The following is a 25658-nucleotide window of genomic DNA, read 5'->3' on the forward strand; positions in this document are numbered from 1 at the left end:
GGCACTACCTGCGTAGGCCGCAGCAGGCCCCGCACGCCGGGGCAGGTCACCGTTGGCGCCGGGATTCGTTGAGGGTGTCGGCGAGGGTACGATTCATTTCGGCGGCCGCAGCCAATTGCTGTTGCAGCAGTGCCACTTTACGGCGCAGCGCGGTCGCGTCCAGCCGTTCCAAGCTCGGTCCTTCGGCGGCGCGCACCCAATTGCGCACCGAATTCGTATGCACACCGATCTGTTCGGCGACTACCCTGCATGCCTCCGATTCGCTGCGCAGCTTGCCGGTCAACGCCATGACCTGCTCCACCGCGGCATTGCGCACCTCCGGCGACACTCTCCGATAGGACCGATGCGGCATCATGCGGTCCACCTCCCGCTGGCACGCACAGGTCTGCACCATCTCGCGACCGTCGCACCAACTCTCATGCGGCACTCCCGCTCGGCGAATTCGAGCCACGCGTGGTGGATTCGGTGAACTCACTGAACCGCTGATTGGTGTCGTGGATTCCACTTTCCTTCTCCGAGAGGGTGAACTCCATATGGAATGGGATGCCGGGCCGACGATCCTCACCGATTTTCAGGAGGAATTTGCCGGTGCCCGGTGGTGACGGCCGTTGCTGGCCGGGCTTGAGCGCCTCGCCCGTCAGCGCTTGCGGTGCGGACCATCCGGTCACCATCTCCTCCTCGGCGGATGTGAACGGAATGGTGCTGTCGAGGCGTTTGATCTCTTCGCCGGGCAGCGCGCCGAAGATCTTGGCGCGCGCCCGCTCCAGGAAACCTAGTGCCTTGGCAATCGCCGCTTCGGATCCGAGTGCTTGCAGGTCCTTGATGGTGTGGCTGATCATGATCAGTGCGGTGCCGATGCCGCGCTGCAGGCGGGTGAGCTCGTCGACCCGGTCGATCATGAAGTCGCCGAGGCCGAGCACCTGCCACAGCTCGTCCATCACCACCTGGAAGTAGCGCTGCGCGCCGAGTTCGGCGTCGGCGAGCACGTGTGCGGCCTCCACCGAGGCGAATCCGTCCGCCCAACAGGCCAGCATCACGGCGGCCTTGAGCTTCTTGTCGCCGGTGGGGATGTGCGAGACGTCGATGCAGACCGCGACCGCGCCGGTGTCGATCGGCACCGTGGTCTGGCCGTTGAAGATCGCGCCGAACGGGCCCTGAGTGAGCGCACGCAGGGACCGGCGCAGGCCTTTGATCGAGACCTGGTACTCGTCGGGGTTGTCGGCGCCCGCGTCGAGCATCAATTCCTCACCGCCACCGACGATCACCTCGAGCAGGTTCTCCATGATGGGCGGCTGGTCGGGGGTGTAGCCGCTGCCCGGCCGGTAGAGCACGCGCAGCGCGGTGGAGATCAGTGTCTCCTCGTAGTCGCGCACCCGCGCGCCGCGCACCAACTCGACCAGACCCGCGACCAACGTCACCTGCCTGGCCCGCAGATCCTGCAGCACCTGGGTCTGCAACGCAGGCAGCGCGTCCAGGCGCGGCACCACCGAACCGAGCACACCCGCGGCGAGCGGATTGAGTTTGCCGTGCCCGTAGCCGAGGTCGATCACCTGGCCGCCGACCAGTTCCACCATCTTGCGGTAATCCGGTTTCACATCGGCGAGGATGAGCGGGGTGATGCCCTGCGCGATGCCGCCGAGCACGATCCGGCGCACCAGCGAGGACTTGCCGAAACCATTGAGCCCCAGGACGAAAAGGCTCGGTGCGGTGATGAAGCTGCCGCGCATGAACCAGTTCATCGGGTCGAAGCACACCGGCGCGCCGGTGTGCAGGTGCGATCCGAGCGGAGTGCCGATCAACGGCGCGCCCGCGCCCACCGACCACGGCCACAGGCCCGCGACCTGGGCGGTGGTCGCCCGGTATTCGACCGGGCGACCGACCACGTTCATGCGGCCGCCGCCCGCACCTGCGTAGCCGCGATCGGTGAGTTGCGCAGTGCTGCGGTCGAATCCGTCCTCGAAGGTCTGTTCGGCGCGGGCGGCGTAATTGCGGCGGCGGATCTCGTCGGTGCGCAACCGGAAGGTCGCCCACGCCGCGCGCAGCCCCGTCTGTTCGCGGCTGATCCCCTCCAGCCTGGTCCTCGTGACATCGTCGAGCAGCTGCGGACCGGACTGTTTGCGCCTGTCCGCCTTCAGCCTCGCCCGCTCCATCTGGGGCGTGCCCATTGCACGGTCGGCGACCCGGTCGGCCTTGACCGGTCGCGGCACACCGCGACCGATCCGCTCACCCCTGGCGCCGGCGCGATCGGCCATTGCGCCGGTCCGCTGGGGCGGTACCGGCCGATTGCTGCGCACCGGACGTTCGCCCTCGCGCGGGCGCGGCGGCCTGCCCTCGGCACGATCCGCGGAAGTGCGCTCGCCACGACCGTTCTCGGCATGGGGTCGATCGGCGCGCACGCGGTCGGTGTGCGCCCGCTCGGGACGGGCGCCGTCGGCGCGACCGGCTCCGGCTCGGGCGCGACGCTCCGCCGCATCCCGCGCCGAACGCCGTTCCCGATCGGCCATTTCCTCCAGGCCCGACCGATCGTCGCCGGTCACCCGCGCCGCGTCCCGTGCGGGGCGACGCGGACGGTCGGGTATTTCCTCCAGGCCGTTGCGTTCGCCGCCACGCGGCCTCGTGCCATCCGCACCGCGGCCCCGCGCGGTATCCCCGGCAGGACGCTGCTGGGGCGCATCGACCGCGGGCCGGTGTGCCCAGTCGTGCTCCCCTTCCGGCTGCCGCGTGCCGCGGCGAACCGGCGTCCCGTCCCGTTCCCGTACGGGTGGCTCGTAGTCACGTGCCATGAATCGCTCACCCCGCAAGTGCTTTCGGAATTGTCGCGTGTTCCGGCAGGATCACACCACAGCCGAGCGAAGCCGCGAAAGCCGCCGACTGATAGCGGTAACACCGTCGGATCTTCAGCCGCGCCTGCGTGGACAGGTCGCGCGTGATGGCTTCGATACGCGGCAGATCGCCGCGCAGTGGCTCGGTGATGGTCACCAACGCCCCGAAGCGGGTCACACCGTGACCCCTGGCTTGCTCCTCGCGGGCCTGCTGGGTGGCCCCGACCCGCAGGGTGGCGGCCGCCGAGACGACCCCGCGTTCGCTCTGCTGAGCGACGAGTGCGTTCTTGAAATCGTCGTCCACGATCTCGGCGGCGTCGGCGGCCGAGTGCGGGCGATAGACGATGGCGATGCGCTTACGCGGCACTTCGGGATTCGGCGCGAGCAGCCGCTGCAACACGCGCTCGTCCACCGCGCCCTCGGGTGCGGCGTCCATCTCCCAGGTGACCGAGCGGCCACCATCGTGCACCAAGTGATCCCACTTCTCGTCGTGCGACACCGGCCCGGCGTCGGCCCAGTCCAGGCCGTGCCCTTCGGGTTCACCCGCCGCAACCTCGAGGTCGGCCTGCGAGGCCGGGTCGTAGCTGCGCCGGATGAACGAGATGACCTCATCGGCCGACATCGGCTGTGCCCGCACACCGGCCTCGGCCAGTGCGGCGCAGATGCCGGGCAGCCTGCGGCCGATCTCGACCGCCTCTTCGGCGGGGTTCTTGCGGCGCTCGGCAGTGGTGGCCTTGAAGGTGATCGCCACCCGTGGCAACAGCTGCACCCGCTCCTGCGGCAGCTCGGTGGCCAGCTCATACATCACCTGCTGGGCGAGCTCCGGCGCATCGGGCCTGGTGATGGTGGAAACCTCGGTGAGCAAACGGTTTCCGGTCTCCGGCACGGTGTCGATCACCGGGACGACGGCGACGATGTCACTGGTCTGACCCACCGAGGCGAGGAAGGTGCCCCACGCCGACACCCAGCGGTCGATGACCGGCTGGTCGACCGCCTCGTGGCCCTGCGGCCACGCGCGTAGCACCACGGTGTACTGCGCGAACTGCGGTAGGTGGATCATGCCGAAGCTGTAGCCACCCGCGTCGATGCCCTCATACAACTTCGAGGGCGCGAGCAACCCGGGCAGTCGGGTGACGCCACCGGGAATCCGGGAGAAACGGCCGCCGCGGTACACATGCTCGCCGCGCTTACGCGAGCGCATCCAGTTGAACATCATTATTCCGTTCTCGTAGCCGGAGCGGCCCCCCGTCCGCCACACCAGTGGAACCATCACGACAACGCCGGTGCCGCCCACGATCAGACCCCAGGTGAACCCGCCGACCATGGCGCAGATCAGGGCCGTGATCACAACGACGAAGCCGAGCACGGTTTCCTCCCAGCGCAGGCCGAAAAGGCCTGCGCTGCGAGGTTTCTGCCACAGTCCGTACGCGCGGCGCTCGTAGGTATCGCTCGTCGTCATCGTCATCGCGGAATGGTGCTCCTCCCGAGGTCGGGTGAACGATTGGCCCAGCGGTCGCCGGCCACGTCACCCATTGCTTGATCGGCCCCGGTCAGCGGAGCGGTCATGGCGCGCGCCGCGCCGACCCGGCCCGCCGCTCTGGCCGCACCGGACGGTACTCCCGCCGCGCCCCCGGGCCCGGAGGCGCGCGGTGCGCCGCCCGGGGCGCCACCGCCGCCGCCACCACCGCCACGTGGTGGGGCCGGACGCGGACCGGCGCCACCGCCTCGGGTGGGCGGCGGACTTCCCGCACCGCCGACGTAGCCCGCCGAGCCAGGAGCAGCCGCGCTCTTGACCGCAACGGCCTTGGTGCCCATGGCCCCGAGACCCGCGACGGCGAGCAACGTGCCGCCGGTCGCGGTGAGACCGGAACCGCCGCTGCCGACGACCGCGATCGCGGGCGTGACAAGGCGCATCAGTGCGGGCAGCACGAACGCGACACTGCAGAGCAACACGATGGCGACCAGCATGCGTTGTGCCTGTTCACCTTCCGGCAGTCCGGAGGTGTCGGTCAGCGAGTCCACATGACCCGCGGTAGTGAACGCGATCATGTAGACGATGGCCGCGACCGGTTTCCACAGCATGAACGCGATGATCCAGCCGACCAGCTTCTGATACGACGTCTTACCGACGTTCATCCCGGAAGCCGCTGCAGCCAAAGGCAATACGCCCGCAGCGATGATCAGCAAACCCTGCCTGACGATGGCGAGGATGATCTGCGCGAGCGCGCCGAGCAGTCCGACGATCGCGATGATCAGCACCAGACCCGGCGAAAACGCCTGCAGCTTACTGGTTTTCACCATAAGCTCGGCCAGATCCTTGGCGTTGCCATCGGTCGAGTCGTTGATGATCCACTCGGAGAACTTGTCCGAAGCCTGGGTGCCCGCGACGATCACGGCGCCGAGCATCCACGAGCTGAACACCACTCGGGCGAACATCCGGAACGATTCGGCCGCTTCGTTCATCGCGGCGCCACGTCTGGCCTCGGCCAATCTGGCGCCGGAGAGGATCACCGAGGCTATCAAGAGCAATATCTGTACCTGATAGGTGTAATCGTTGATCTTGGTGAACAACGACCCCCCATCGCTGGCCACCTCGTTGGGCACCTTCATCCAGAACGTCAACGCCAGAATGATGGCCTCGCCGAGGCCCTTCATCAGCGAATCGACGACCTTGCCGAAGGTCGAATCCCAGGCCTTGTCCTTGACCGCGTCGGCCGCGCTGCGGGGATGCGAGGCGGCATTGCCCGCCTTGCATGCGGCCGACGCGGCGTCACCGAGCGAGATCCCGGGCAGACCGACGTTGTCGAGCGTGTCGTGCAGTTCATTGCACGTCTGATCGAAACCGTAGGTCTGGCCGTAGGCCACGGTCGGTGTCGCGATCATCACCGTGAAGATGACCGCGAGAATTGTGACGACACGTCTCACCATTGTGTCCACCCCTCGATGCTTCGCAGGGAATCAATCTGGACCTGCTGTTCGCCGCTCACCGCGGTGAGCTTCCAATCTCCGTCTCGCCACACGACTGCCAGGCGCATGCCCACCCATGTTGGTTGGCCATCAACTGTTTCTCGGGCCTTTCTCGCAAACTGAATGAGCGCGGTTTCTTCTGCGTAGCTTTCGATTCGGAAAGCGTCCGAAGCGAACAGCAGTGGTCTCAGCTTTTCTGGCAGTCGATCCGACACCTTCCCCTCGGCGACCAGGCGGTCGTAGTCCGCCAGATAGTGCGGCGTGACCTGGACCAAGCGCACCAGCATGTCCCGGTCCCGCGGATTCGCGTTGGTACGCCAGTAGATCTGCTCGGCCGCCAGTGCTGCACCCTGCGGCGTATGGGCGAATCCGACGGCGGCCTTACCTTCGATGCGTGCCGGACCGTCGGACGTCGAGAATCGAACCACGGGGCCGCCGAATACTCGCTGCCACACACCTTCTCCGGTCGCAGGCTGCGGCGCAGCCGTCAACCAACCAGGTCCGCCGGACTGCTGCTGCGCGGTCGGATTCTGTTCCAGCGCAACACCTGCCAGGTTGTCCGGGACGTCCACCCGGCGGCCGAACACATCGACATCCGACTGGCCGAATCCTGCCGACCCGTTCGGATTTCGGACGGGAACACGCTCCGAGGTGGTGCCCGTCTTCGACACCTGGTCACCCTCTGCGGCATTGTTGCGCACCGCACCCACGGTCACCACGACCGCGATCAGCACCGCCAGCACCGCGCCGAGACCGACCAGCACCAAGGGCGAACCCTTACGCTCCGGCCCGGATCCGGGCCCTACCGTTACCATTTCGTCCACCCCGCCAGCGATTCGATGTATTCGGTCTGTGCGCTGCTGGAGGTGGCGGGCTTGAGCCGCCAGTCCCCCGCGTCCCATACCATCACCAGTCGCAGTGCCGCCCACAGCTGCTTGCCGTCGACAACGGGCCCGCGCGAGGCGAGCCGAATGATGGCAAGGTCGTCGGCGTAGTTCTCCACCTTGAACGCATCGGAGGCCACGAAGTACTTGGTCACCGTCTCCGGCTGCTGTTGCGGCAACCGGTCCTGCGACAAGGCCTTGTCGTAGGCGGCGATCTGCTGGGCCGAGACCCGCACCTGGCGGACGTACAGATCGCGGTCGGCGGGCCTGGCGTTGAGCCGGTAGGTGATCTGCGCCGCGGCGAGCACCGAACCCTGCGGAGTGTGCGAATAGCCAACGGCGAGACCATCTTCGATGCGTGTGGGCCCGTCGGAGGTGGAGAACGGCACCGAGGCGCCGTACACCCGCTGCCAACCATGTGGTGTGGCCGTGCCGATCGGCGCGGCGGTCAGCCAATCCGGGTCCGAGGACTTGCGCTGATCGCTCGGTTCCTGCGGAAGTGGTTGTCCGGCAGGGTTATTCGGGACATCGACACGCCTGCCGAAGATGTCGATCTCGGGTTCGGTGAATCCCTCGGCACCGGAACCCCCGGACGCGGCCGCCCCACCGCCCGAACTCGAATCATCGCGGCCCAGATACACGACGAGACCGACGATCACGATGAGTGCGAGCACCGCGGCCGATGCGACGGCACCGAAGGAGACGCGATCGCGTGCGTACGACTCCTTCTCGGTCACGACTCCACCTCGCCGGCACGCGGCTCCGTCATGCCCGAGAGCCGCCGCGACATGATTCGCTCGCTGCGCTCCCTCACGTAGGTGCCTCCAATTTCACAATGTCGGTGGGCAATTCGTCGACCGCCTCGATGGGACGTGCAGTCGATTCCGGGTCGGGCAGTCGTAACCTCCAGTCGTTGCCGAACCACTCCACGATGGTGTGGTTCACCGCTCTCGAGTTGTCCGAATACTCGGTGTAGACGTCGACGCCGGACTTCTGATCGGTGTAGTCGGTGATCTTGTAGCCGAGCAACTGCGGCGCGTATTCGGCCGAAGCGGGCCCGGTGATCGACAACTGCACTCGGTTGACCGACCACTCGTCCCTGGCCCGGCCCGGCACGACTTCCATGGCAACCACTTTCGACCACTGGTTGTCCGCGGCTACCGACAACCGCACGGTGTGGACGATCGCGGCGAGCGCTGCGCCGGGCGGTGAATGCTCGAAACCCGTTGCGGCACCGTCGGCTTCCTTCTTCGGACCTTGGTCCGCGTGTGGCAGTGCCACGCCTTGGAACGGCTGCCAGCGCACGTGCGTCGGCGCCGCGGCCAGGTCAGGGCCCGACTCGCTGTCACCACCGCAACCGACCGCCGCCATCAGCAACGCGACACCGACCGCACCCACGGCAGGCCCGCGGGCGCCCCGCCGCGACGAGCGGGCGGGCTGTCGGGTCGCGATGTGCTGCGGACGCGTCGCTGTGGATTTCATCGCAGGGCCGTTCCCATCCCCATACCGGTCGTTCACGTCGGTAGGAAGGCCAGCGCGATCCCGGACGCCGTGCTCGCCACCGATGCGCCGAGCAGGCTCATCAGTACGCCGTGCGAGGCGTCGTTCATCGCGAGATCGCTGCGGAATGCGATCCACAACCGGCCCGCGGACACGATCATCCAGGCGAGGCATACCAGCAGCACGAACCAGAGCAGCCAATTCAGCAGGTGCATCAGAGGTTGCAGCACCTCGGCAGGCATCTGCTTGTAGGCGAGCACCTCGCCTGCCGACATTCGCACGGTAGACATCGCCGACATCAGGTGCCGATGACGGCGTTCATGATGGTGCCGGCGCTGGTGGCGACCACGCCGCCGATCATGGCTCCCGCCACCATCTTCGGCGACTCGAGCCCACCACCGGTCCACTTCTCCCACGCGAACTTGCCGCCCGCGTAGGTGATGCCGCAGACCCCCGACAGCAGGACGAACCAGGTGAGGTACCTGACCAGCTGCAGGATCTTCTCCGAGCCGGGAGGCGCCTCCGGTGTCGGGTTACCGACTTGAGCGAGGACAGTGCCGTACGTGTCCTGCACGGCGAGGAGGATCGTGCTCATCGGGTGCCTTTCTCGAAAAAGTGTGCTGTCAACGGTCCGGTACGGCGCTGAATATCAACATTATTCAGGCCCTTCGTCGAATGATGAAGCGGCATCCAGGTTTTCACGCACCGCAGCGACGATGTCGGTGCCGAGTTCCCGGACTTCGAGTGGGACCTCCTCGAGCGGGTCGATCTTTCGCTTCTTCTGCGGGAGTGCGTCACCCGGCGCCCACACCGGCAGTTGCTCCGGCTCGACGAGCGTCCACTCCTCGTACCACGGCACTTCCCACACCTGGCCTGCCAGCGATCCGACCACCTCGCGGTAGCGCCGGATCTCGGCGGGCAACCGGCCGGGCCGGGCCGCGACCGTGATGAGCCCGAGTACCTCGGTGGCGCCGGCGAACCCCGAATGATGTTGGCGCAGTAGGTCGTGGGCGCGAGTCAGTCCGGCGATGGTCTCTCTGGCGACCAGGACGACGAAGGGCGATTCGCGGTCGAAGACGCCGGGCCAGCGGCGGCCCGAATCCGCCGCGGGCGCAAGCACATGCGCGAGGGTACTGGCTCCGGCACCACCGTGCACACCCAGCAACCACACCAGTGGCGCCCTGCCGATGCCCGGCACCGGACGTTCCCAGATCAGGGCGCGGCGCGACTCCGGTGGCGCGACCACGCCGGCTTGCGCGGGCTCGGGTTGACGACGAAGTTTCATAGCGGCGGTCATGATGCCACCCCGGCGAGCAGGCGCGCATACGCTCGGCGCGTCTCCGCGGCCAGCGACGTGTGCCGGACGAGTTCACCGCGGGCCAGGTGCGGGTCGTACGGAATCTCCCTGATGTCACGGACCCAACCGGAAAGATGCGAACGCAAATGATCGGCAACCCGCGACTCGCCGCCCGGCTGCTGGTGTGAGACAACGATCGTCGTGTCACCGACGATGCCGCTGCCCTGCCCATCCGCGGAGTCGCCGAACTGGTCGTCGAGCCATTCCAAGGTCACCCGCAGGCGGTTGGCAGCGTCGGCGCGCGCCGGAATGGCAAGCACCAGAGCAACATCCGAGTCGTCGAGCAGCGGCCGCAGCTGACGCCCGGCAATCGGGCTGCCGCCGTCGTAGACGCCGGTGAAGCCTGCGTCGTAGATTGCCCGCGCCACGGTCAGATAGGTGGCCCTGCGACGCAGCGGCGCGGCATCGCGCCACAGCAGCCCGACCCCCGAGCTCGCCTGGGACATGCACTCCTTCAACGGCGCCGGCTCGTCGTTGCCACGGCCGTACAACCACGATTGCAGGCTGATCGGGTACAGGTGCTCGTCGGCGCCGCGCAGCGCGAGATCACTGCCCGCCGCTGTCGAGTCCACCGCGACCGTAGGATTACCCCCCAGCGCGAGCTCGCCCGCGATCCCGAGCACCGTCGTTGTCGTCCCCGCGCCGCCGCAGCCGCCGACCACCAGAATCGGCCGCTGCGCGGGTTCCACGGCCTCCGCACCGCTCTCCGCGCGCTTGCCGCGCCGTAACCGCACTACCGGAGCCCTCGTGCGCGTAGGTCGGCTCGCCGATTCGCCCTCTGCGGGCGCCTCGTCGAGCCAGCGACTCCAGTCCTCTCCCATCGCCTCAGCTCTCCTCTTATCCGGCCGCGATACCCGTGATGAGGGTGCGGCCGTCGACCACCGCTGTGGTGACCGTCTGCTTGTTGTACGTGGCGGGCACACCGCCGGGCCGGTACTCGGTGATCTCCACCAAGTACCGAGTGTCGGTGAGCGTCACGATGCGCACACAGTGCGTGGTGCCCACCGGGATGGAGTCGATACCACGCTGGATCACCGACGCGGGCGAGACGGTGGCCTCGGGTGCTACCGCTGCCCTGGCCCGCTCACCGGAGCGTTCCACGTAGTAGCCGTACTGGAACGACAGCACCGCATCCGGCCCCGACCCAGTACTGCCGGATTCTGCGCTACGCACCACGCGATCAGCACGTTCGGTGGGGCAGGCGCCGGCCGCGCTCGCACCGGTGCCGGGTTGCGGTCGGGTCGCGTAAACCGGCTTTGCGCCGATGTCGTCGGCTTGGACGGTGCCCGCGGCGAAATGCAGGGGCAAGGACGTGGGACCGGCCGCGCTGCGATCGTCGGAGGAGTCCAGCAGGAACAGCACACCCGCCACGGCCGCACCGAGCAGCACCACCGCGACGATCAGCACCGCGATCACCCTGGCGCGGCGTGCAGCCGGATGATCGCGAGCCTCCTGGCGCAGTGCGCGTGAGGCCGCCGCGGCGGCCCAATCCGCGCGGTCGTTGTCGAATTCGTCCTCCGGCCACGGGAAGCGCACGACGCCACCATCCAGCGGCGGTGCGTAGTCGTCGTCGGGGCCGGGTGCGCGGCCGGACACCCAGTCCGACCAGCCACCGATGAATTCGCTACGGCCCGACGGGAGATCGGTCGGCACGTCCGCGCGCGCTCGGATCTCGTCGGGATCGTCGTCGAGAATGTAGTGCGGATATCGCGCGGACCCATCGTCGTCGAGGACGGAAGCACCCACTTCGTCTGCGTAGGCCGGGGCGGCCGAGCCCGTCTCCGGCTCCAGCGGGCCGTACCAACGCGACAGCTGTTTGTACGACTTCAACATTCCCCCCGTCCCGCGGAGCGAGGCACATGGCGCATCGTCAGACCCTCTCGGCGATCAGTTCGTGGAGAACGGGTAGGTGTTGGCGGTGCCGGGCCGATCGGCGGGGGGCACCGAGGGCTCGCCTCCGGATGAGGCGCCATCGGCTCCCGTCCCAAACGGAAATTGTCCCGTACCGGACGAATTCGGCACAGTCGACGCGCCGGAGCTTTCGCCGAAGAATCCGGTCGGCGGCCTGTCGCTGCCGCCCTGCGGCGTGGCGCCACTGCCGAACGTGCCTGCCACATCGCGTGCGACCGCAGCGAACCAGTCGGCGACGAACTGAGTCGGTGCTTCCCCGTTGGCGGACATCGCCGCGGTGCCGTATCCGGTGTGGCGCTGGACGGTGTCCCAGTACCGCGTCCAGGTGGTGATGTTGAGCAATTCGCTGTTGTCGGTGATGTTCTGTACAACCGCGTCGAAGGCCTGCGTGACAAGACGAACGCCGGTGGTCGGCGGAATCAATTGTGGAACCGCGCCGATCAGCTTCGTTCCCAGCAACAGCAGACCGGACACCGGATCCGACAACCCCGCGCCGGCGAGCTGACCGATGCTCGCCGGATCGAGGACCGCCCTGACCACGGCGACGACCGAGTTCAGACCGATCATGCCGACCTTCAGCAGGCCCTGGATCGCACCGGGAATCTCCGGCGGGGTGCGCGGGTCGGCGGCGTCGGCCAGCCGCTGGGAGATCGACTTCCGCGGCGAGAGCGACAGATTCGCGATCGAATTGCCTTGGATGTCCTCGCCGGCGACCTTGGTCGCCGTCTTGATCGAGGTGAACGCCAACGCCTGCGCGATCGATACCAACGAGGCGATCGGGTCGCCGCCACTGAGCTTGGCCTGCCCGACGACATTGGCGACGGCCTTCAGAATCGGCGCCCCTTGTGGTGCGTCGCACGCGAGATCGCCCGCCGCACAAAAACTCGCGACGCGGCCGGTCAGCGCGCCGAAATTCGCCGCCCTGTCCCGGTCCGGACCGATACCACCGCCCGCCGCGGGCGTTTGGGCCAGCGCGGCGATCGAGGCCAGCTGATCACCGGTGGTGCCGGGCGCGGCATCGGGCGTCGCCTTGCCGGGCGAGCCGGGGAACAGCGGGGCGCCGGGGTTGCGCGTCGGATCGCCGAACAGCGCTACCGCAGCGACCTTCTCGGCAGGCAGCACACCGCGGCCCTGGCCGATCTCCTGCGCGAACATCGATGCGACATGGGCGCCTTGGGAATACCCCACCACCGCGAACCGGGTGTTCCCGCACCGCTCGGCGACCGTCGCGGCCATGCTCCGCAACCTGGTCAGCCCGCCGGCAACAGACTCCGAATACGGCACCGCGCCACCGGCGGTCGCGCCGCCGAATCCGGATTCGTAGGGCACATAGGCACGATCGACCAGTCCGGGATCGGGAGCCTTCGCCAGCATCGGCCGAAAGACCGTCGACAGCATCCCGGTGTCGGTGGTCGGTGCCGCGTCGGGCGAGGATTCCCCCGTGCCCTGAATTCCCAACGCGTACAGCGCGGGGCAGCTATCGATCGGCACATTCGTCGAGGGTCCCGCGGGATTCGCGGGCGCTGCGGCCGCCGCGCCGGTCGTAGCGGTCGCCACAGCAACGGTGAACGCGACCAGCATTCCCGAGGTTCGTGCCGAGTACTTTGCCATAGCGATCCGCAATCATCCGTGTTGCCGCAGCCATCCTCAACGCCATGAAACGCACTAAACCGTAACAGAATCCGGCAAACATCGCTGAGCCCGCGAAAAGTTTCCGGGAACCGCCGGACGATCCCGGACACGGCTTGGCGTGGCGTGCCGGACCTGCCGACAACTTTCCGATCATGATCAGTCGAAGGCAATCCCGCGGCGACCCCCGAGGATTCGAATCGTCAACCCGGACTTCGCATTCCGGCGAACGCCCGACCGGCGCGAACGTTTGTGCCCGAAAAATAGCCAGGTCACCGGGTCAAACCCGGTGACCTGCGGCGATGTTCAGCTATCTTGACGAAAACCGGTCACTCAGGTGGCCGAGGTAACGCGGTAGACGTCGTACACGCCTTCCACATTGCGCACCACATTGAGCAGGTGACCCAGATGCTTCGGATCGCCCATCTCGAAGGTGAACTTGCTGATCGCGACCCGATCGCCATGCGTGGCCACCGAGGCGGACAGAATGTTCACCTTTTCATCGGCGAGCACCTTCGTCACGTCCGACAGCAGGCGGGTGCGATCGAGCGCCTCGATCTGGATGGCCACCAAGAACACCGACGACGGCGACGGCGCCCATTCCACGTCGATGATCCGCTCGGCCTGCTCGCGCAGCGAACCAGCATTGGTGCAGTCGGTGCGATGCACACTGACCGCGCCGCCGCGGGTCACGAAGCCCATGATCTCGTCGCCCGGCACCGGGGTGCAGCACTTGGCCAGCTTGGCCACCGTGCCCGGCGCACCGGGAATCAGCACACCGGCATCGCCGGTGACGCGCTGCCTGCTGGGCGTGGTCGACGGGGTGGAACGCTCCGCGAGCTCGTTCTCCACGTCGCCGATCCCGCCGAGCTGCGCCATCAGCCGCTGCACGACGTGATGCGCGGACACCTGGTGCTCGCCGACAGCGGTGTAGAGCATCGAGATGTCGGTGTAGTGCAGCTCGTGCGCGACCGCGGTCATCGCGTCCACGCTCATCAAGCGCTGCAACGGCAGCCCGACCCTGCGGACTTCCTTGCCGATCTGCTCCTTGCCGCTCTCCAGCGCCTCCTCGCGGCGTTCCTTCGCGAACCACTGCCGAATCTTGGCCTTGGCACGCGGGGACACCACGAAGTTCTGCCAGTCGCGGCTCGGTCCCGCGTTCTGCGCCTTCGAGGTGAACACCTCGACGACCTCGCCGTTCTCCAGCTGACGCTCCAGCGCGACGAGCCGGCCGTTCACCCGCGCGCCGATGCACTTGTGCCCGACCTCGGTGTGCACCGCGTACGCGAAATCGACCGGCGTCGACTTCTGCGGCAGCGTGATCACATCGCCCTTCGGGGTGAACACGAAGATCTCCGGCGACTTCAGGTCGAAGCGCAGCGACTCCAGGAACTCGGCCGGGTCTGCGGCCTCCCGCTGCCAGTCGAGCAGTTGGCGCATCCACGCCATGTCGTCGACCTCGGTGGAGTCGTTGGAGTGCTTACCGCGCGTCTCCTTGTAGCGCCAGTGCGCGGCAATGCCGAACTCGGCGGTGCGGTGCATGTCCTGAGTGCGGATCTGCACTTCCAGCGGCTTGCCGTCCGGTCCGACCACCGTAGTGTGCAGCGACTGGTAGACGCCGTAGCGCGGCTGGGCGATGTAGTCCTTGAACCGGCCCGCCATCGGCTGCCACAGCGAGTGCACGACGCCGACCGCGGCATAGCAGTCGCGGACCTCGTCGCACAGGATGCGGATGCCGACCAGGTCGTGGATGTCGTCGAAATCCTTACCCTTGACGATCATCTTCTGGTAGATCGACCAGTAGTGCTTGGGCCTGCCCTCGACGATTGCATTGATCCGGGAGGCGGCCAGGGTGTTGACGATCTCCGCGCGCACCCGCGCCAGATAGGTGTCACGTGAGGGTGCCCGGTCGGCGACCAGTCGCACGATCTCGTCGTACTTCTTCGGGTGCAGGATCGCGAACGCGAGGTCCTCCAGCTCCCACTTGACCGTGGCCATGCCGAGGCGATGCGCCAGCGGCGCGATCACCTCCAGAGTTTCCTTCGCCTTCTTCGCCTGCTTCTCCGGTGGCAGGAAACGCATGGTGCGCATGTTGTGCAGCCGATCGGCCACCTTGATCACCAGCACGCGCGGATCCCGCGCCATCGCGATGATCATCTTGCGGATCGTCTCGGCCTCCGCCGCCGCGCCGAGATTGACCTTGTCCAGCTTGGTGACACCGTCCACCAGATGCGCGACCTCGGCACCGAAATCCGTTGTCAGCTGCTCGAGGGAATACCCGGTGTCCTCGACGGTGTCGTGCAACAGCGCCGCGACAAGCGTGGTCGTGTCCATGCCGAGCTCGGCCAGAATATTGGCGACCGCGAGCGGATGGGTGATGTACGGGTCGCCGGACTTGCGGAACTGATGCGCGTGCCGCTCGTCGGCGACATCGAACGCGCGCTGCAGCAGCGTGAGGTTCGCCTTCGGATACAGCTCCCGATGCACGCTGGCCAACGGCTCGAGCACCGGCTTGACCGCCGCGATACCGCGCTGGCCGGTCATCCGCCGCGCCAACCGCGCGCGAACCCGTCGTGACGCCGATGTGGGCACCGCCGCCGACGTTCCCGGCTGCCGCGCGGGAGCCGAATTACCGGCCGCAGGCTGTGCGGCGGGAGTGGCCGGTGTCGCCTTTCCCCCTGGGGCGGCCGAGGCACCATTCGTGGGCGAGGCCACCGCCGATTGCTCGACATTCGCCTCGCCTAGATGCTGAGTCATGCCACCACCTCTCCACGCCGCGGTCGGACCACCCTATCCGACCGCTGCAACCGCCCTCATCAACTCTAGTCCCGCCTCGACTCGTCCGTCCGATCCGCGATTAGCGGAGACAGTTTTCGTGTCACCTGCGGGGGACCCGGGCTCGATTCCACCGGGTAGCCGTGTTCGCAAAATCGGCTGTGTGGGTACCGCGGAATACCGACCGGAACCTCGCAGCCTCCGCGGTGACGATCCGACCGGTACAACGGCTGAACCACCCGCGGATAATCCCAGCGTAGGTGACGCAATCACATCGGCAAGAGCCCGTTGCCCGCCTCGACCGCACCGCACGCCGGCGTCGATACCGTCCGCACCGAGGCCGGGACTACTGGTGGCATCGAAGGACGCCGACATCGCAGTGAGCGGCGGCCGCTGGGTAATCAGGACGTGAGCCGCCTCGAGGACTAGCGCACTCCTTGCGGCGCGACGACCTCGACTATCCCGACATCGCCGCGCGGGTGGGCGAGCATGGAGTGCCCGTCGGAGCCAGGGTCGGGTGGCGCGCCGAGCAGGTCGAGCACAGTGGGGGTGATGTCGACCAGCGAGTAGCGGGCGTCGGTGACACCCGCTAGAAAATCGGGACCGCGGGCGATCACGAAATTCGTTGTCTCGTCGGCTGATTGGCCGCCGTGACCACCCTCCGGTAGGTGCCCGTGATCGGCGGTGACCAAGATCGTCCACGACTCGGCCGGATTAGCCCGCATCCGCGCGTCGACGGCGGCGGCGATTCGGCCGACCAGCACATCGATGCGAGTCACGGCGTTGAGATACTCCTGTGACGCACCCCCGTGGCTATGGCCCGCCCGATCGACCTGATCGAGGTGAGTGAAGAGGAAATCGGGTCCGAAGCGGGTAACGGCGGTGATTACGGCATCGGCGGTAGCGACGTCGACGGTGGATTCATCAGCGTCGTTCGGCACGGGTTGGGTGGAAATGACCACGTCGGCGCGCGGGTTGCCGCTCGCGGCCATGGTGGCAATCTGATCCCAGGTGGCAATCGAATGGGTTTTCAATGCTGGGTTGGCGCGCCCGAGTTGCGTGAACACGGTCGGATACTTCGCGAACGGCGTGGCATCGAATTGGTTGTTCCTGATGCCGTGCTTGCGGTCCCACACACCGGTCAACACGGTGGCCCACGACGGGCCGGAGATGGTGATGTGCGGCGCTATGGACGTTCGGCTCAGCGACCCTTCTGCGCTGAGCTGCAACAGATTCGGCGCCTGCACCTGCTGAATCTTCTTGTACATCAACCCGTCGAGCCCGATCAGCACGACTTTGCGCACGCGGCCATCGGCCCGCGCGGTTCCGGCCGGCGCGGCGACGGGCAGCGCCGCGACCGCCGCGGCGGCAACCGCACCCGACAGCAACCGCCTACGGCTCACGGCGCCGCCCCACGGACGCCGACCTGCACCGCGCTCGGGAGGCAGCGGCCCCCCGATGTCGCGTCGGGCACCCGCACGGTGCGGACATTCGGCTCCACGATGCCCCGGAAACGCCTCGGCCACGACCGGCTCGACGACCGCGTCCCACCGATGCCCGTGACCGTCGGCTGCCGACGACACTGGGTCCATGGCCCGCTCGCTGGGTTCCCTCACAGTTCGAACCATGCGGGCCCGCGCGGCCTTCCGGAAGGCCACCGCGCCACTGTTCATAGACGTTTCATCGGTCACGCCACCGCGCGTTGCCTCGCTGAACGACCGCTGAACATTCCAGAGCCGACAGCTATTCCACCTGTTCACAGTGGTTAACCCGCACGAGGTGTGCAGGATACCGATTGACACCCGGCTGGTCATGTGGCTGGCTGACGGACATGCAGTACAGCGGGAATCGCAGCATCCGAGTCGCGGCTGTCGCAGACCTGCACATTCGCGACTCGGTGGTCGGGGTGTTCCGTCCCGACTTCACCCGCCTGGCCGAGCACGCGGACGTGCTGTTGCTCGGCGGCGACCTCACCCAGAGCGGCACACTGCGCGAAGCCGATCTGCTCTGCGCCGAAATCGCGGCTCTCCCGGTACCTGTCGTCGCGGTGCTCGGCAACCACGACCACGACCACAAGCTGGGCTACCGAATCGCCACGATGCTCACCGCCGCCGGCATTCACCTGCTCGACGGCGACGCCGTCACCCTCGATCTGGCGGGCTCCCGACTCGGCATCGCCGGAGTGATGGGTGGCAGCGGCGGATTCCCCCGCTACCCCGGCACACCCGACGAAGGCACCCTCGAACACCAGGCCCGCATGCGCCGGGGCCCCCTCGACGCGCTCCGCCTACACCAGGCACTCGACACCCTCACCTGCGAAACCCGAATCGCTCTCATGCATTTCGCCCCCGTCATCGACACGCTGGTCGGCGAGCCACGAAAGATCTACCCAGGCCTCGGCTGCCACGATCTGGCCGAGGCCGTCGACGCGGGACGCGCCACCCTGGCGATCCACGGCCATGCACACGGCGGCACCGAATTCGGCCGCACCGCAGGCGGTGTCCCGGTCCGCAACGTCTCCTATCCCGTCATCGGCCGCAGCTACGTCGTCTACCACGTAGCGCTGACGTAGCGGCCGATTCCCGCAACCGACCTGACGGGCAACAGCGCGCCGGTCGAGTATCCCAGCGAGGCGAGTCCAACGGCTACCAGCGTGGCCCGGCCGGTAGGTTCTGGCCATGACCGTCGCCAAGTCGCTGCTGTTGTTCGCTCTCGCCGCGCTTGCCGAAATCGGCGGCGCCTGGCTCGTCTGGCAGGGTTGGCGGGAACACCGCGGCGTCCTTTGGATTGCGGCAGGCGTCCTCGCCCTCGGCGCATACGGTTTCGTGGCAACCTTCCAGCCGGACCCTAATTTCGGCCGCATCCTCGCCGCATACGGCGGCGTCTTCGTCGCAGGCTCTCTCGTCTGGGGCATGATCGTCGACAAATTCCACCCCGACCGTTGGGATTACGTGGGCGCAACCAGCTGCCTGTGCGGCGTGGCGATCATCATGTACGCACCGCGCGGCTAGCCAACCGAAACCCTCCGAGCCGCAACCCCTTCCGCGTCCTTGCGGTCTGTAAGGCGCCACTTCCAGAAAGCATTGAAAATGCCCTGGTGACTCGCATGAATAGATGCGCATATCAAAGTATCACAATGTTATTCCAGCACCGAATCCACACGGCGACACCAACACCCGAGCAATCCCGCAGCCATCGGATACCGCCCCCGAACGGTCCGCGTAACGAGCGGCACGTGGCTGCGGCAGAACGTGGGTGGGCCACTTGACTGGAGCCCTTTGAGCAGGTCCAGCGGTTGTGAGAGTTCTGATGCACCAGAATGGGTGCAGGAGGACGAGATCACGACATGGCACGACGACGACACACCCCCGAGCAGATCATCCGCAAGCTCCGTGAGGGCGAGAAGCTGATCGGTGAGAAGTTCTCGATCGAGGAGGTGTGCAAGCACCTCGAGATTTCCGAGGCCTCCTGGCATCGCTGGCAACCCCAATACGGCGGCATGAAATCCGACGATGCCAAACGGTTGAAAGAGCTGGAGAAGGAGAATGCGCGGCTGAAGAAGATGGTCGCCGAGCAGGCCCTCGATATCGATATGCTCAAGGAACTGAACCGGGGAAACTACTGAGCCCGGAGCGGCGCCGCCGAGCCGTAGTGGTTCTGCAGCAACGATTCCGGGTGTCCCAACGCCGGGCATGCCGGGTGGCCGGGCAGTCCCGCTCGGTGCAACGCCGACCGCCGGCGATCGGCGAGATCGAACGAACACTGCGGGCCCGATTGCGTGAGATCTCGCGTAAGCATCCGCGGTGGGGTTGGCGTAAAGCCCACGCGTTGTGCCGCAGCGAAGGCTTGGTCGCCAACCATAAACGCACGCAACGACTCTGGCGCGAGGAGGGATTGAAACGACCGAGCCGGGTGCGCAAGAAACGTCGCATCGGGACCGGCCGCAACCAGCGGATGCGGGCGTCGTTCCCGGATCAGATGTGGGCGTTGGACTTCCAGGTCGATGTGACTGTCGACGGCCGCCAGGTCCGGTTTCTCAACATTGTCGACGAGTTCACGCGGGAAGCCTTGGCCACCAGGGCATTCCGATCGTGCACGTCCGATCAGCTGGTCGGTGTGCTCGACGAGATCGTTGCGGTCACCGGGCGAAGACCGGCTCATATCCGTATGGACAACGGCACCGAGATGACCGCTCACGCGATGCGGGACTGGTGCCGGTTCACCGGTGTCGACGCGTCGTTCATCGATCCTGGATCGCCGTGGCAGAACGGGGTCTGCGAGTCGTTCAACGGCCGTTTCCGCGACGAATTCCTGTCCTGCGAGGTGTTTCATTCGTTGACCGAGGTGCGGGTCCTTGCCGAGGACTGGCGCGTCGAGTACAACAGTTACCGGCCACACGAATCATTGGGCTTCCTCAGCCCTGAAGCGTTCCGTCAGCAATGGTCACCGACCGAGTTCCGGCAACAGCTACAACTCGCATAGCCGGTGGACCTGCCATCGGGGCCCAGTCACACTCCACCATGTGCCGGTCAGGCGGGCGTCGCCAGGCGGGCCGGGCTACTCGGTCGGCGTGAACGCCCAGACGGCGGCGGGACGGCCGGTGGCTTTGACGCGGCGGCGTTCGGTGGTGCGGTAGAGGCCGGGGAGGGCGGCGAGGGTGCGGTTCAGGTTTGCCGGGTCCGGCTTGGCGCCCTGCAGGGTGGTACTGAGTTCAACGGCGCGGGTGGCGGGGAACTCATCACCCGTGAGGGCGCGGGTGAAGGCAATGTCCTTCCAGAGCAGGCGGGCGAGCAAGCCCTGTGCGGCGTCGACGATCCGATTGTGGTCGAAGGCGAGCTGGGGCACGGCGTCGAACGACACCCACTGCGCCGGACCCTCGTGTGGGCCGACAACTGCCCACATCGCGATCGACAAGGTCGGGCCGCGTGGGTCGCGATTCGGCTCGTCGAAGGTGACCAACTGCCCCACCGCCCCGATCGCGGCCTCGGGCACACCCAACTTTGCATGCACCGCCCGCCGCGCTGCCCCAACCAACCGCTCCCCCCGCCTCAGCAACACCCCAGGCAACGCCAACTCCCCGGTGAACGGCTCGAGCTCGCGCGGCGCAACCCCGATCGTGACCCCCGCGTCCGCACCCCAGAATCGCAGCGCCACCACATCCACCGAAACCACAGATTGCTCCACGTCGACCTATCCTGCCCCAGCCTGCGCACTAGACCGCGATGGAGGGCCCGCCCAACGAACGGGAAACCCGAGCGCAAGCTTCACGACTTGCCACCACCGTGGACCGCTCGCCGCACGGTCGCAATGCGTCGGCATTCATGCGACCGGCGACACTGCGAGCGGTGACGTCGAATGGAGTGCGCCGTAACGGATCCGGCGTGCCGCTGCCGCCACACCCAACTCGGCCTCCGGCGAACACAACCAGTCGATCGTCGCCCCCTTGCCCGCATCGCCGAACCCGAGGTCGACCACAATGATGTGCCCCTGAGACATGTTGCACCCCTTCATGATTCGTCCCATCGATCACCGAGCGGCAGCAACCTGTGCGCACGCGGCGGCCCGGCCGGCGATGTCGGGCCCTGCGGCGCAGCAGCCCGCGTCGGCGATGATCCGCTCGAATCGACTGCCTAGCCGCGGCCGCCGGGCAAGGCTCGGATACCAGGACTATTGGTGCCGAGCACTTTTCCCACGGAGGCCGCTTCGGCAGTCGAGCCCACGTCTCGCAGGTCGGCCAGACCGGTGGGCAGGTCGACGCGATTCGACCAAAACGATCGTCGTCAAAAGTACTTCTTTCCGAGATGCCCGAAAACCGTTAATGCCCAACAGCTCTAAGGCGATTCAGGCTTAGGCGGTGTGTAGCCTGTTGCACACACAGCGACCGTCCAGCGCCTCTACGACCTGCGCCGGACTTCGTCGATCTATCGTCGGTCACCGCTGGATCGCTGGCTGTGCGACACCAACACCATGTGCCAGCACATCGTCGCTCAGGACCGGATCCTGCAATCGGCGGGCGCCCACCTGATGGGCGGGGCCCCTGGCTTCAAGCGCTGTCTCGGTCTCGTGCGATAGCCCGCCGCCGCAACGGCTCGAGTGTTACGGAGCGTCGACGCGATCGGGGTAGAACGCGATGTGGTCCTTGATCTCGGCGACAGCCGGGTACGGCGACTCGTAGGCCCATCCCGCGTCGATGCTCTGTGCACCGTCGACCGAAACGGTGAAGTAGCTCGCGTCGCCCTTGTAGGGGCAATACGTGGCGGTGTCGGTGCGCTCCAGCACCGATTCCTCGGCGTCGGCCAACGGCAGGTAATAGACCGGCGGGTAGGACGCTTCCTGCAGAACCAGTGCGTTCTGCGTGTCGATGACCACCTGACCTTGTACTCGAACGACAATGCGCTCCGGGTGTGGCGTGACGGTGATCGGATGATCCGGGCCCGGCTGCAGAACAGGTCTCGTCATGGTTACTGCAACCGACCGCGCCGATCGTTCTATTCCGGCCCCGCGTCGGCAGGTTCAGATGGCTCGACCCTCACGCTTCATGGCCTCGCGGGCGAGCGCGCGGTCGCGCTGTTCCTCGAATTCGAGGACATGCGGCGGTTAGAGGATCAGCTGGGTACAGCGGAACAGCGCCATGGTCTTGCCTGCGCCGTCGCTGACCACGGCATCCCAGACCTGGGTGCGACGGCCGCCGTGCACGAGCGTTGCCTCGGTGCGGATCAGACCCGCGCGCGCGGTGGCCAGAAAGTTGGATTTCAGCTCGATGGTGGTGAATCTGTCGGCGCGGTCGGGCAGGCTGAGGCGGGTGCCGAGGCCGCAGGCGGTGTCGGCGAGCGCCACCACGGTGGCCGCGTGCAGGTAGCCGTTGGGGGCCATGAGCTCCTCCCTGACCTCCATTTCTGCGGTCACTCGGGCAGCGTCGGCGGTGAGCACGCGTACGCCGAGCAGTCCCGGCAGTCGGCCCTGCAGTAATGCGGTGAGCTGGACGGCGGCGTCGCCGTCGGTGATGTTCGGGGTTGCGCGGTGTAGTCCGACCGGGGCATCGGTCATGGGGTCAACCTTCGGTGTCGAGGAGCTCGGCGCGCAGGTCGCGACGCATCGGCTTACCGACCGGGTTGCGCGGCAGTTCGGTGGCGAGCACGAGGCGTTCGGGAAGTGTGACCGAGGCCACCGCCACAGCGCGGAGATGCTCGGCCGGTTCCTGCAGTGTCACCGCCGATCCTGACGCGGGAACCACCACAGCGCAACACTTTTCGCCCATCACCTCGTCCGGGTACGCGATGATCGCGACATCGGCGACCGACGGATGGACGCTGAGGGGCATCGTCGTGGCGGCGGATCCTCAGCGGGGCGAATAGCGCAGGGAACGCCACGTTTCGATCGCCCAGTTCATCTCCGCGTCAGGAACGCTGATGGTGACCAGGAGCAGTTCGCCGTTGCGGTGGCTGGCGATGCCTTGGACACCGGCTTCGTCGGTGTCACTGGAGGGCAACCACCAGCCGTCGCCGGGCCCGCCGAGCACCGGCTCGCCGCGGTGCCCTTCGGTCGCATTCGCGCCGTATTGCAGCATGGCCGCGGGCGGTGGACCGGTCTTTTCGTCGTCTACCCGGAGCACCGTGATGTCGATCTGGCGCTCGCCGTCCCACGCCCACCAGCGGTCACCATCCCACCCGTAGGTGAAATCGCCGGGGATGCGCAAACTCCAACCGGGCAGCAGCGAGGTGAACACCGGCCGGCGCCGATACCCGGGACGTGCGCCGAAATCGTGGCTGGCGCGTTCAGCCAGGTCCGCGGGCGCGTCGTCGACAACCGGTTCCAACGTGCCGAGCAGTCCGCGCAGCTCGTGCCAGGCCGCCCACGGCAATTCGAGTGCGTGGTCGAGCCGACTCGCCTCGGCGAGCAGTGTGTCGGCCTGACGCAATGCCGGCGCGTCGTCTTCGTCGGTGGGAACCCGCCAGCGCACGTCGTTCCACATGATGCCGAGTGCGGTGTCACGGAAGGTTCGCGCCGTCCAGCCGTCCTCCCACCAAGGGAAGAATCGAACGGCGGCGGCTTCGTCGCCATCGGCGACGGCGCGGAACCAGTCGACGTCACGGGGTCCGAGCCAGGTCGCGGCCAAGCCCTCGTAGTCGAATTGGTCACTGCCGAGAGACAATCCGAGCGACACCACATTGCCTTCGGTCGGCACCTGGCTGAGCACGGTGTGCGCGAGCGTTCGAATCCACGTCAGATAGTCCCGTTCGACCTCCGCGCGGTTATCCGCAAGCCCGAGCGGATCATCGGTCCCCTCGTCCCAGACGATGTCGAACTCCCTGCCCATTTCGTGCAGGACCGCGGCGACGTGCCGGTGATAGCCGGGCCCGGCCGGCGCACATCCCGCGGTCACCACCACCTGACCGTGGGCCGCCCGCAGATCGACCGGCTCGGCCGCGGGATGTAGCACGGCAAGCAGCTGGTCGCCGGATACCTCGACCGGATTGCGGAACGGTGCCGACGTCGAGGTCCAATCGATCCGCGCCCCCGCGGGCCCGGTCCGCAACCACCGCTCGACCCGTTGCAGAAAGTCTTCAGTGGGCGCGCGGCACACCCCCGCGACATTCAGCTCGATTCCCATGGATACATCCTTGTGTCCGCGGTCCAACGCCGAAAGTCGGGGCAGCACACCCGGGTTCCGCCACCACCGATCAGCCAGGGCGTGAGCAGGACATGGCGGCCGCAGAGGTCAGGTCGGAACACCGTCATGTCCGGCTCGACGTGGCGGGGGCTGGAGATAGTCGCCGACGAGCATGGTGCCTGGGGCGCGGTGGGCGCCGGGGCCTTGGAGCCAGTGGACGTTGTCGGCGGTCAGGGGGGTGTGACAGTTGGTGCAGGTGACGATGCCGGAGGTGATTCGGCCGCAGTCGTCGTGCACGACCAGGGCCGGAGGACCTTCAGGGGCGAGCCATTTGTCGCCCCAGGTGATGAGCATCGTCAGGACCGGATAGAGGTCGCGCCCCTGATCGGTGAGCACGTACTCGTAGCGGACCGGATTCGATTGGTATGCGCGGGTTTCGACGATGCCGTGCTGCTGGAGGGTTTCCAGGCGGGCGGTGAGGACGTTGGTGGCGATGCCGAGGTCGCGGCGGATGTCTTCGAATCGGTTCAGGCCGACGAACAGGTCGCGCAGGATCAGCGGCGTCCACCGCTCGCCGACCACGTCGAGGGTGCGCGCGATCGAGCAGACGATGTCGGACATAGCAGCCTTGGGCACCCGACCATCCTAGTCCATTGCTTTTTGCAAGCGACTGGGGAAGGATTCGCCTCGACCGACACCACGCACGAGAGGCGATCGAGGCCATGACAGACGCAGTGCCCCAGTTCCGCAAAGCGACCGAGTCCGCCGACATCGACGCACTGATGGAAACCCTCGCACCCGACGCCGAGCTCGCCTCCCCGATCTCCGGGCGACTGGTATTCCGCGGGCAGGACGATCTTCGGATCCTGCTGACCGCGGTGTACCGCGGCATCTCCGCGATGCAGTGGACCGATCAGATCGGCGACGGCGCGCACCGAGTCCTGTTGGGAGAGGCATCCATCGGACCGTTCCGAATGACCGAGGCGATGGTCATCGAGCTCGACGAGGACGGCCGCATCCGCAAGCTGAACCCGCACATCCGCCCGTGGCCCGCCCTCACCTTCCTCGCGGTCAGGCTGGGCCCCCGGCTCATCCGGCACCCCGGCGTCATGCGGCGAGCCGCCGGCACGCGGCCGCACACCCCTTGATGCGCGACACCCGCAGGGCAGTGCGGGTGAACGACACCGAGGAATGTGCGGCGC

Annotated in this window: 26 protein-coding genes; 4 read left to right on the top strand and 22 right to left on the bottom strand. The window is 67.1% G+C overall.

All coding sequences use genetic code 11. From position 1 onward, the window contains the following. Nucleotides 1-46 precede the first annotated feature (46 nt). The 15 genes from OHA42_RS29980 to OHA42_RS30050 form a co-directional block, all read right to left on the bottom strand. Entirely contained in the window at nucleotides 47-355 is a 309-nt protein-coding gene (locus OHA42_RS29980) for a transposase (RefSeq protein WP_364901592.1), read from the bottom strand. A 61-nt stretch (nucleotides 356-416) separates the two neighbouring features. Then, complete coding sequence (locus tag OHA42_RS29985; protein WP_406231124.1) at nucleotides 417-2783, bottom strand: hypothetical protein; 2367 nt, start codon at nucleotides 2781-2783, stop codon at nucleotides 417-419. Nucleotides 2784-2790: 7 nt separating this feature from the next. Beyond that, entirely contained in the window at nucleotides 2791-4281 is a 1491-nt protein-coding gene (locus tag OHA42_RS29990) for an SCO6880 family protein (protein WP_379065983.1), read from the bottom strand. Between the two features lie 2 nt (nucleotides 4282-4283). Continuing rightward, nucleotides 4284-5750, bottom strand: a complete 1467-nt coding sequence (locus tag OHA42_RS29995; protein WP_406231125.1) for a hypothetical protein — start codon at nucleotides 5748-5750, stop codon at nucleotides 4284-4286. Then, complete coding sequence (locus OHA42_RS30000; protein ID WP_406231126.1) at nucleotides 5744-6604, bottom strand: hypothetical protein; 861 nt, start codon at nucleotides 6602-6604, stop codon at nucleotides 5744-5746. Before OHA42_RS30000 ends, OHA42_RS29995 begins: the two co-directional genes overlap by 7 nt. After that, entirely contained in the window at nucleotides 6598-7410 is an 813-nt protein-coding gene (locus tag OHA42_RS30005; RefSeq protein WP_406231127.1) for a hypothetical protein, read from the bottom strand. The genes OHA42_RS30000 and OHA42_RS30005 overlap by 7 nt, the downstream gene beginning before the upstream one ends. A gap of 73 nt (nucleotides 7411-7483) precedes the next feature. Further along, nucleotides 7484-8155 carry a hypothetical protein gene (locus OHA42_RS30010; protein ID WP_406231128.1) on the bottom strand — a complete coding sequence of 224 codons (672 nt, stop codon included), beginning with the start codon at nucleotides 8153-8155 and terminating at the stop codon, nucleotides 7484-7486. A gap of 32 nt (nucleotides 8156-8187) precedes the next feature. Next, a complete protein-coding gene (locus tag OHA42_RS30015) occupies nucleotides 8188-8463 on the bottom strand; it encodes a hypothetical protein (protein WP_328403197.1) in 276 nt (91 codons plus the stop codon). Nucleotides 8464-8471: 8 nt separating this feature from the next. Further along, on the bottom strand, nucleotides 8472-8768 hold the full coding sequence (locus tag OHA42_RS30020; RefSeq protein ID WP_328403199.1) for a hypothetical protein: 297 nt from the start codon (nucleotides 8766-8768) through the stop codon (nucleotides 8472-8474). A 60-nt stretch (nucleotides 8769-8828) separates the two neighbouring features. Continuing rightward, a complete protein-coding gene (locus OHA42_RS30025; RefSeq protein ID WP_406231129.1) occupies nucleotides 8829-9470 on the bottom strand; it encodes a DUF6668 family protein in 642 nt (213 codons plus the stop codon). Continuing rightward, nucleotides 9467-10351, bottom strand: coding sequence for a MinD/ParA family protein (locus tag OHA42_RS30030; protein ID WP_406231130.1), 885 nt, complete (start codon nucleotides 10349-10351; stop codon nucleotides 9467-9469). The genes OHA42_RS30025 and OHA42_RS30030 overlap by 4 nt, the downstream gene beginning before the upstream one ends. A gap of 16 nt (nucleotides 10352-10367) precedes the next feature. Then, the gene (locus OHA42_RS30035) at nucleotides 10368-11363 is read right to left on the bottom strand and encodes a hypothetical protein (RefSeq protein ID WP_406231131.1); all 996 of its coding nucleotides are present in this window, start codon (nucleotides 11361-11363) and stop codon (nucleotides 10368-10370) included. 54 nt (nucleotides 11364-11417) lie between these two features. After that, on the bottom strand, nucleotides 11418-13052 hold the full coding sequence (locus OHA42_RS30040) for a cutinase family protein (protein ID WP_406231132.1): 1635 nt from the start codon (nucleotides 13050-13052) through the stop codon (nucleotides 11418-11420). Nucleotides 13053-13403: 351 nt separating this feature from the next. After that, the gene (locus OHA42_RS30045; RefSeq protein WP_406231133.1) at nucleotides 13404-15827 is read right to left on the bottom strand and encodes a RelA/SpoT family protein; all 2424 of its coding nucleotides are present in this window, start codon (nucleotides 15825-15827) and stop codon (nucleotides 13404-13406) included. 443 nt (nucleotides 15828-16270) lie between these two features. Next, nucleotides 16271-17461 carry an alkaline phosphatase family protein gene (locus OHA42_RS30050; RefSeq protein ID WP_406231134.1) on the bottom strand — a complete coding sequence of 397 codons (1191 nt, stop codon included), beginning with the start codon at nucleotides 17459-17461 and terminating at the stop codon, nucleotides 16271-16273. 215 nt (nucleotides 17462-17676) lie between these two features. Here OHA42_RS30050 and OHA42_RS30055 point away from each other — a divergent pair, with 215 nt between their 5' ends. The 3 genes from OHA42_RS30055 (at nucleotide 17677) to OHA42_RS30065 (ending at nucleotide 20327) form a co-directional block, all read left to right on the top strand. After that, a complete protein-coding gene (locus OHA42_RS30055) occupies nucleotides 17677-18417 on the top strand; it encodes a metallophosphoesterase (RefSeq protein ID WP_406231135.1) in 741 nt (246 codons plus the stop codon). Nucleotides 18418-18523: 106 nt separating this feature from the next. Then, complete coding sequence (locus OHA42_RS30060) at nucleotides 18524-18856, top strand: YnfA family protein (protein WP_406231136.1); 333 nt, start codon at nucleotides 18524-18526, stop codon at nucleotides 18854-18856. A gap of 335 nt (nucleotides 18857-19191) precedes the next feature. Then, a protein-coding gene (locus tag OHA42_RS30065; protein ID WP_406229487.1) for an IS3 family transposase occupies nucleotides 19192-20327 on the top strand; the annotation gives its coding sequence in 2 pieces (ribosomal slippage) (nucleotides 19192-19456 and nucleotides 19456-20327; 1137 coding nt in all). A gap of 75 nt (nucleotides 20328-20402) precedes the next feature. Here the strand turns inward: OHA42_RS30065 and OHA42_RS30070 are convergent. The 7 genes from OHA42_RS30070 to OHA42_RS30100 all read right to left on the bottom strand — a co-directional run bounded on the left by OHA42_RS30070 (nucleotide 20403) and on the right by OHA42_RS30100 (nucleotide 25092). After that, entirely contained in the window at nucleotides 20403-21029 is a 627-nt protein-coding gene (locus OHA42_RS30070; RefSeq protein ID WP_406231137.1) for an NUDIX hydrolase, read from the bottom strand. 135 nt (nucleotides 21030-21164) lie between these two features. Continuing rightward, nucleotides 21165-21341 carry a hypothetical protein gene (locus OHA42_RS30075; RefSeq protein ID WP_406239925.1) on the bottom strand — a complete coding sequence of 59 codons (177 nt, stop codon included), beginning with the start codon at nucleotides 21339-21341 and terminating at the stop codon, nucleotides 21165-21167. 600 nt (nucleotides 21342-21941) lie between these two features. Then, nucleotides 21942-22304, bottom strand: coding sequence for a DUF427 domain-containing protein (locus OHA42_RS30080; protein WP_406231138.1), 363 nt, complete (start codon nucleotides 22302-22304; stop codon nucleotides 21942-21944). A 138-nt stretch (nucleotides 22305-22442) separates the two neighbouring features. After that, the gene (locus tag OHA42_RS30085) at nucleotides 22443-22892 is read right to left on the bottom strand and encodes a hotdog fold thioesterase (protein WP_406231139.1); all 450 of its coding nucleotides are present in this window, start codon (nucleotides 22890-22892) and stop codon (nucleotides 22443-22445) included. Between the two features lie 4 nt (nucleotides 22893-22896). Then, the gene (locus OHA42_RS30090; protein WP_406231140.1) at nucleotides 22897-23166 is read right to left on the bottom strand and encodes an AMP-binding enzyme; all 270 of its coding nucleotides are present in this window, start codon (nucleotides 23164-23166) and stop codon (nucleotides 22897-22899) included. A gap of 18 nt (nucleotides 23167-23184) precedes the next feature. Continuing rightward, nucleotides 23185-24456, bottom strand: coding sequence for a hypothetical protein (locus OHA42_RS30095; protein WP_406231141.1), 1272 nt, complete (start codon nucleotides 24454-24456; stop codon nucleotides 23185-23187). 108 nt (nucleotides 24457-24564) lie between these two features. Continuing rightward, nucleotides 24565-25092, bottom strand: a complete 528-nt coding sequence (locus OHA42_RS30100) for a winged helix-turn-helix transcriptional regulator (RefSeq protein ID WP_406231142.1) — start codon at nucleotides 25090-25092, stop codon at nucleotides 24565-24567. Between the two features lie 86 nt (nucleotides 25093-25178). Between OHA42_RS30100 and OHA42_RS30105 the strand changes: the two genes are divergently transcribed. Next, the gene (locus OHA42_RS30105; protein WP_406231143.1) at nucleotides 25179-25604 is read left to right on the top strand and encodes a nuclear transport factor 2 family protein; all 426 of its coding nucleotides are present in this window, start codon (nucleotides 25179-25181) and stop codon (nucleotides 25602-25604) included. Nucleotides 25605-25658 lie beyond the last annotated feature (54 nt).

Origin of the sequence: Nocardia sp. NBC_01009 (genome assembly GCF_045208035.1) — a bacterium.
In the GTDB taxonomy this organism is placed as follows: Bacteria; Actinomycetota; Actinomycetes; order Mycobacteriales; family Mycobacteriaceae; genus Nocardia.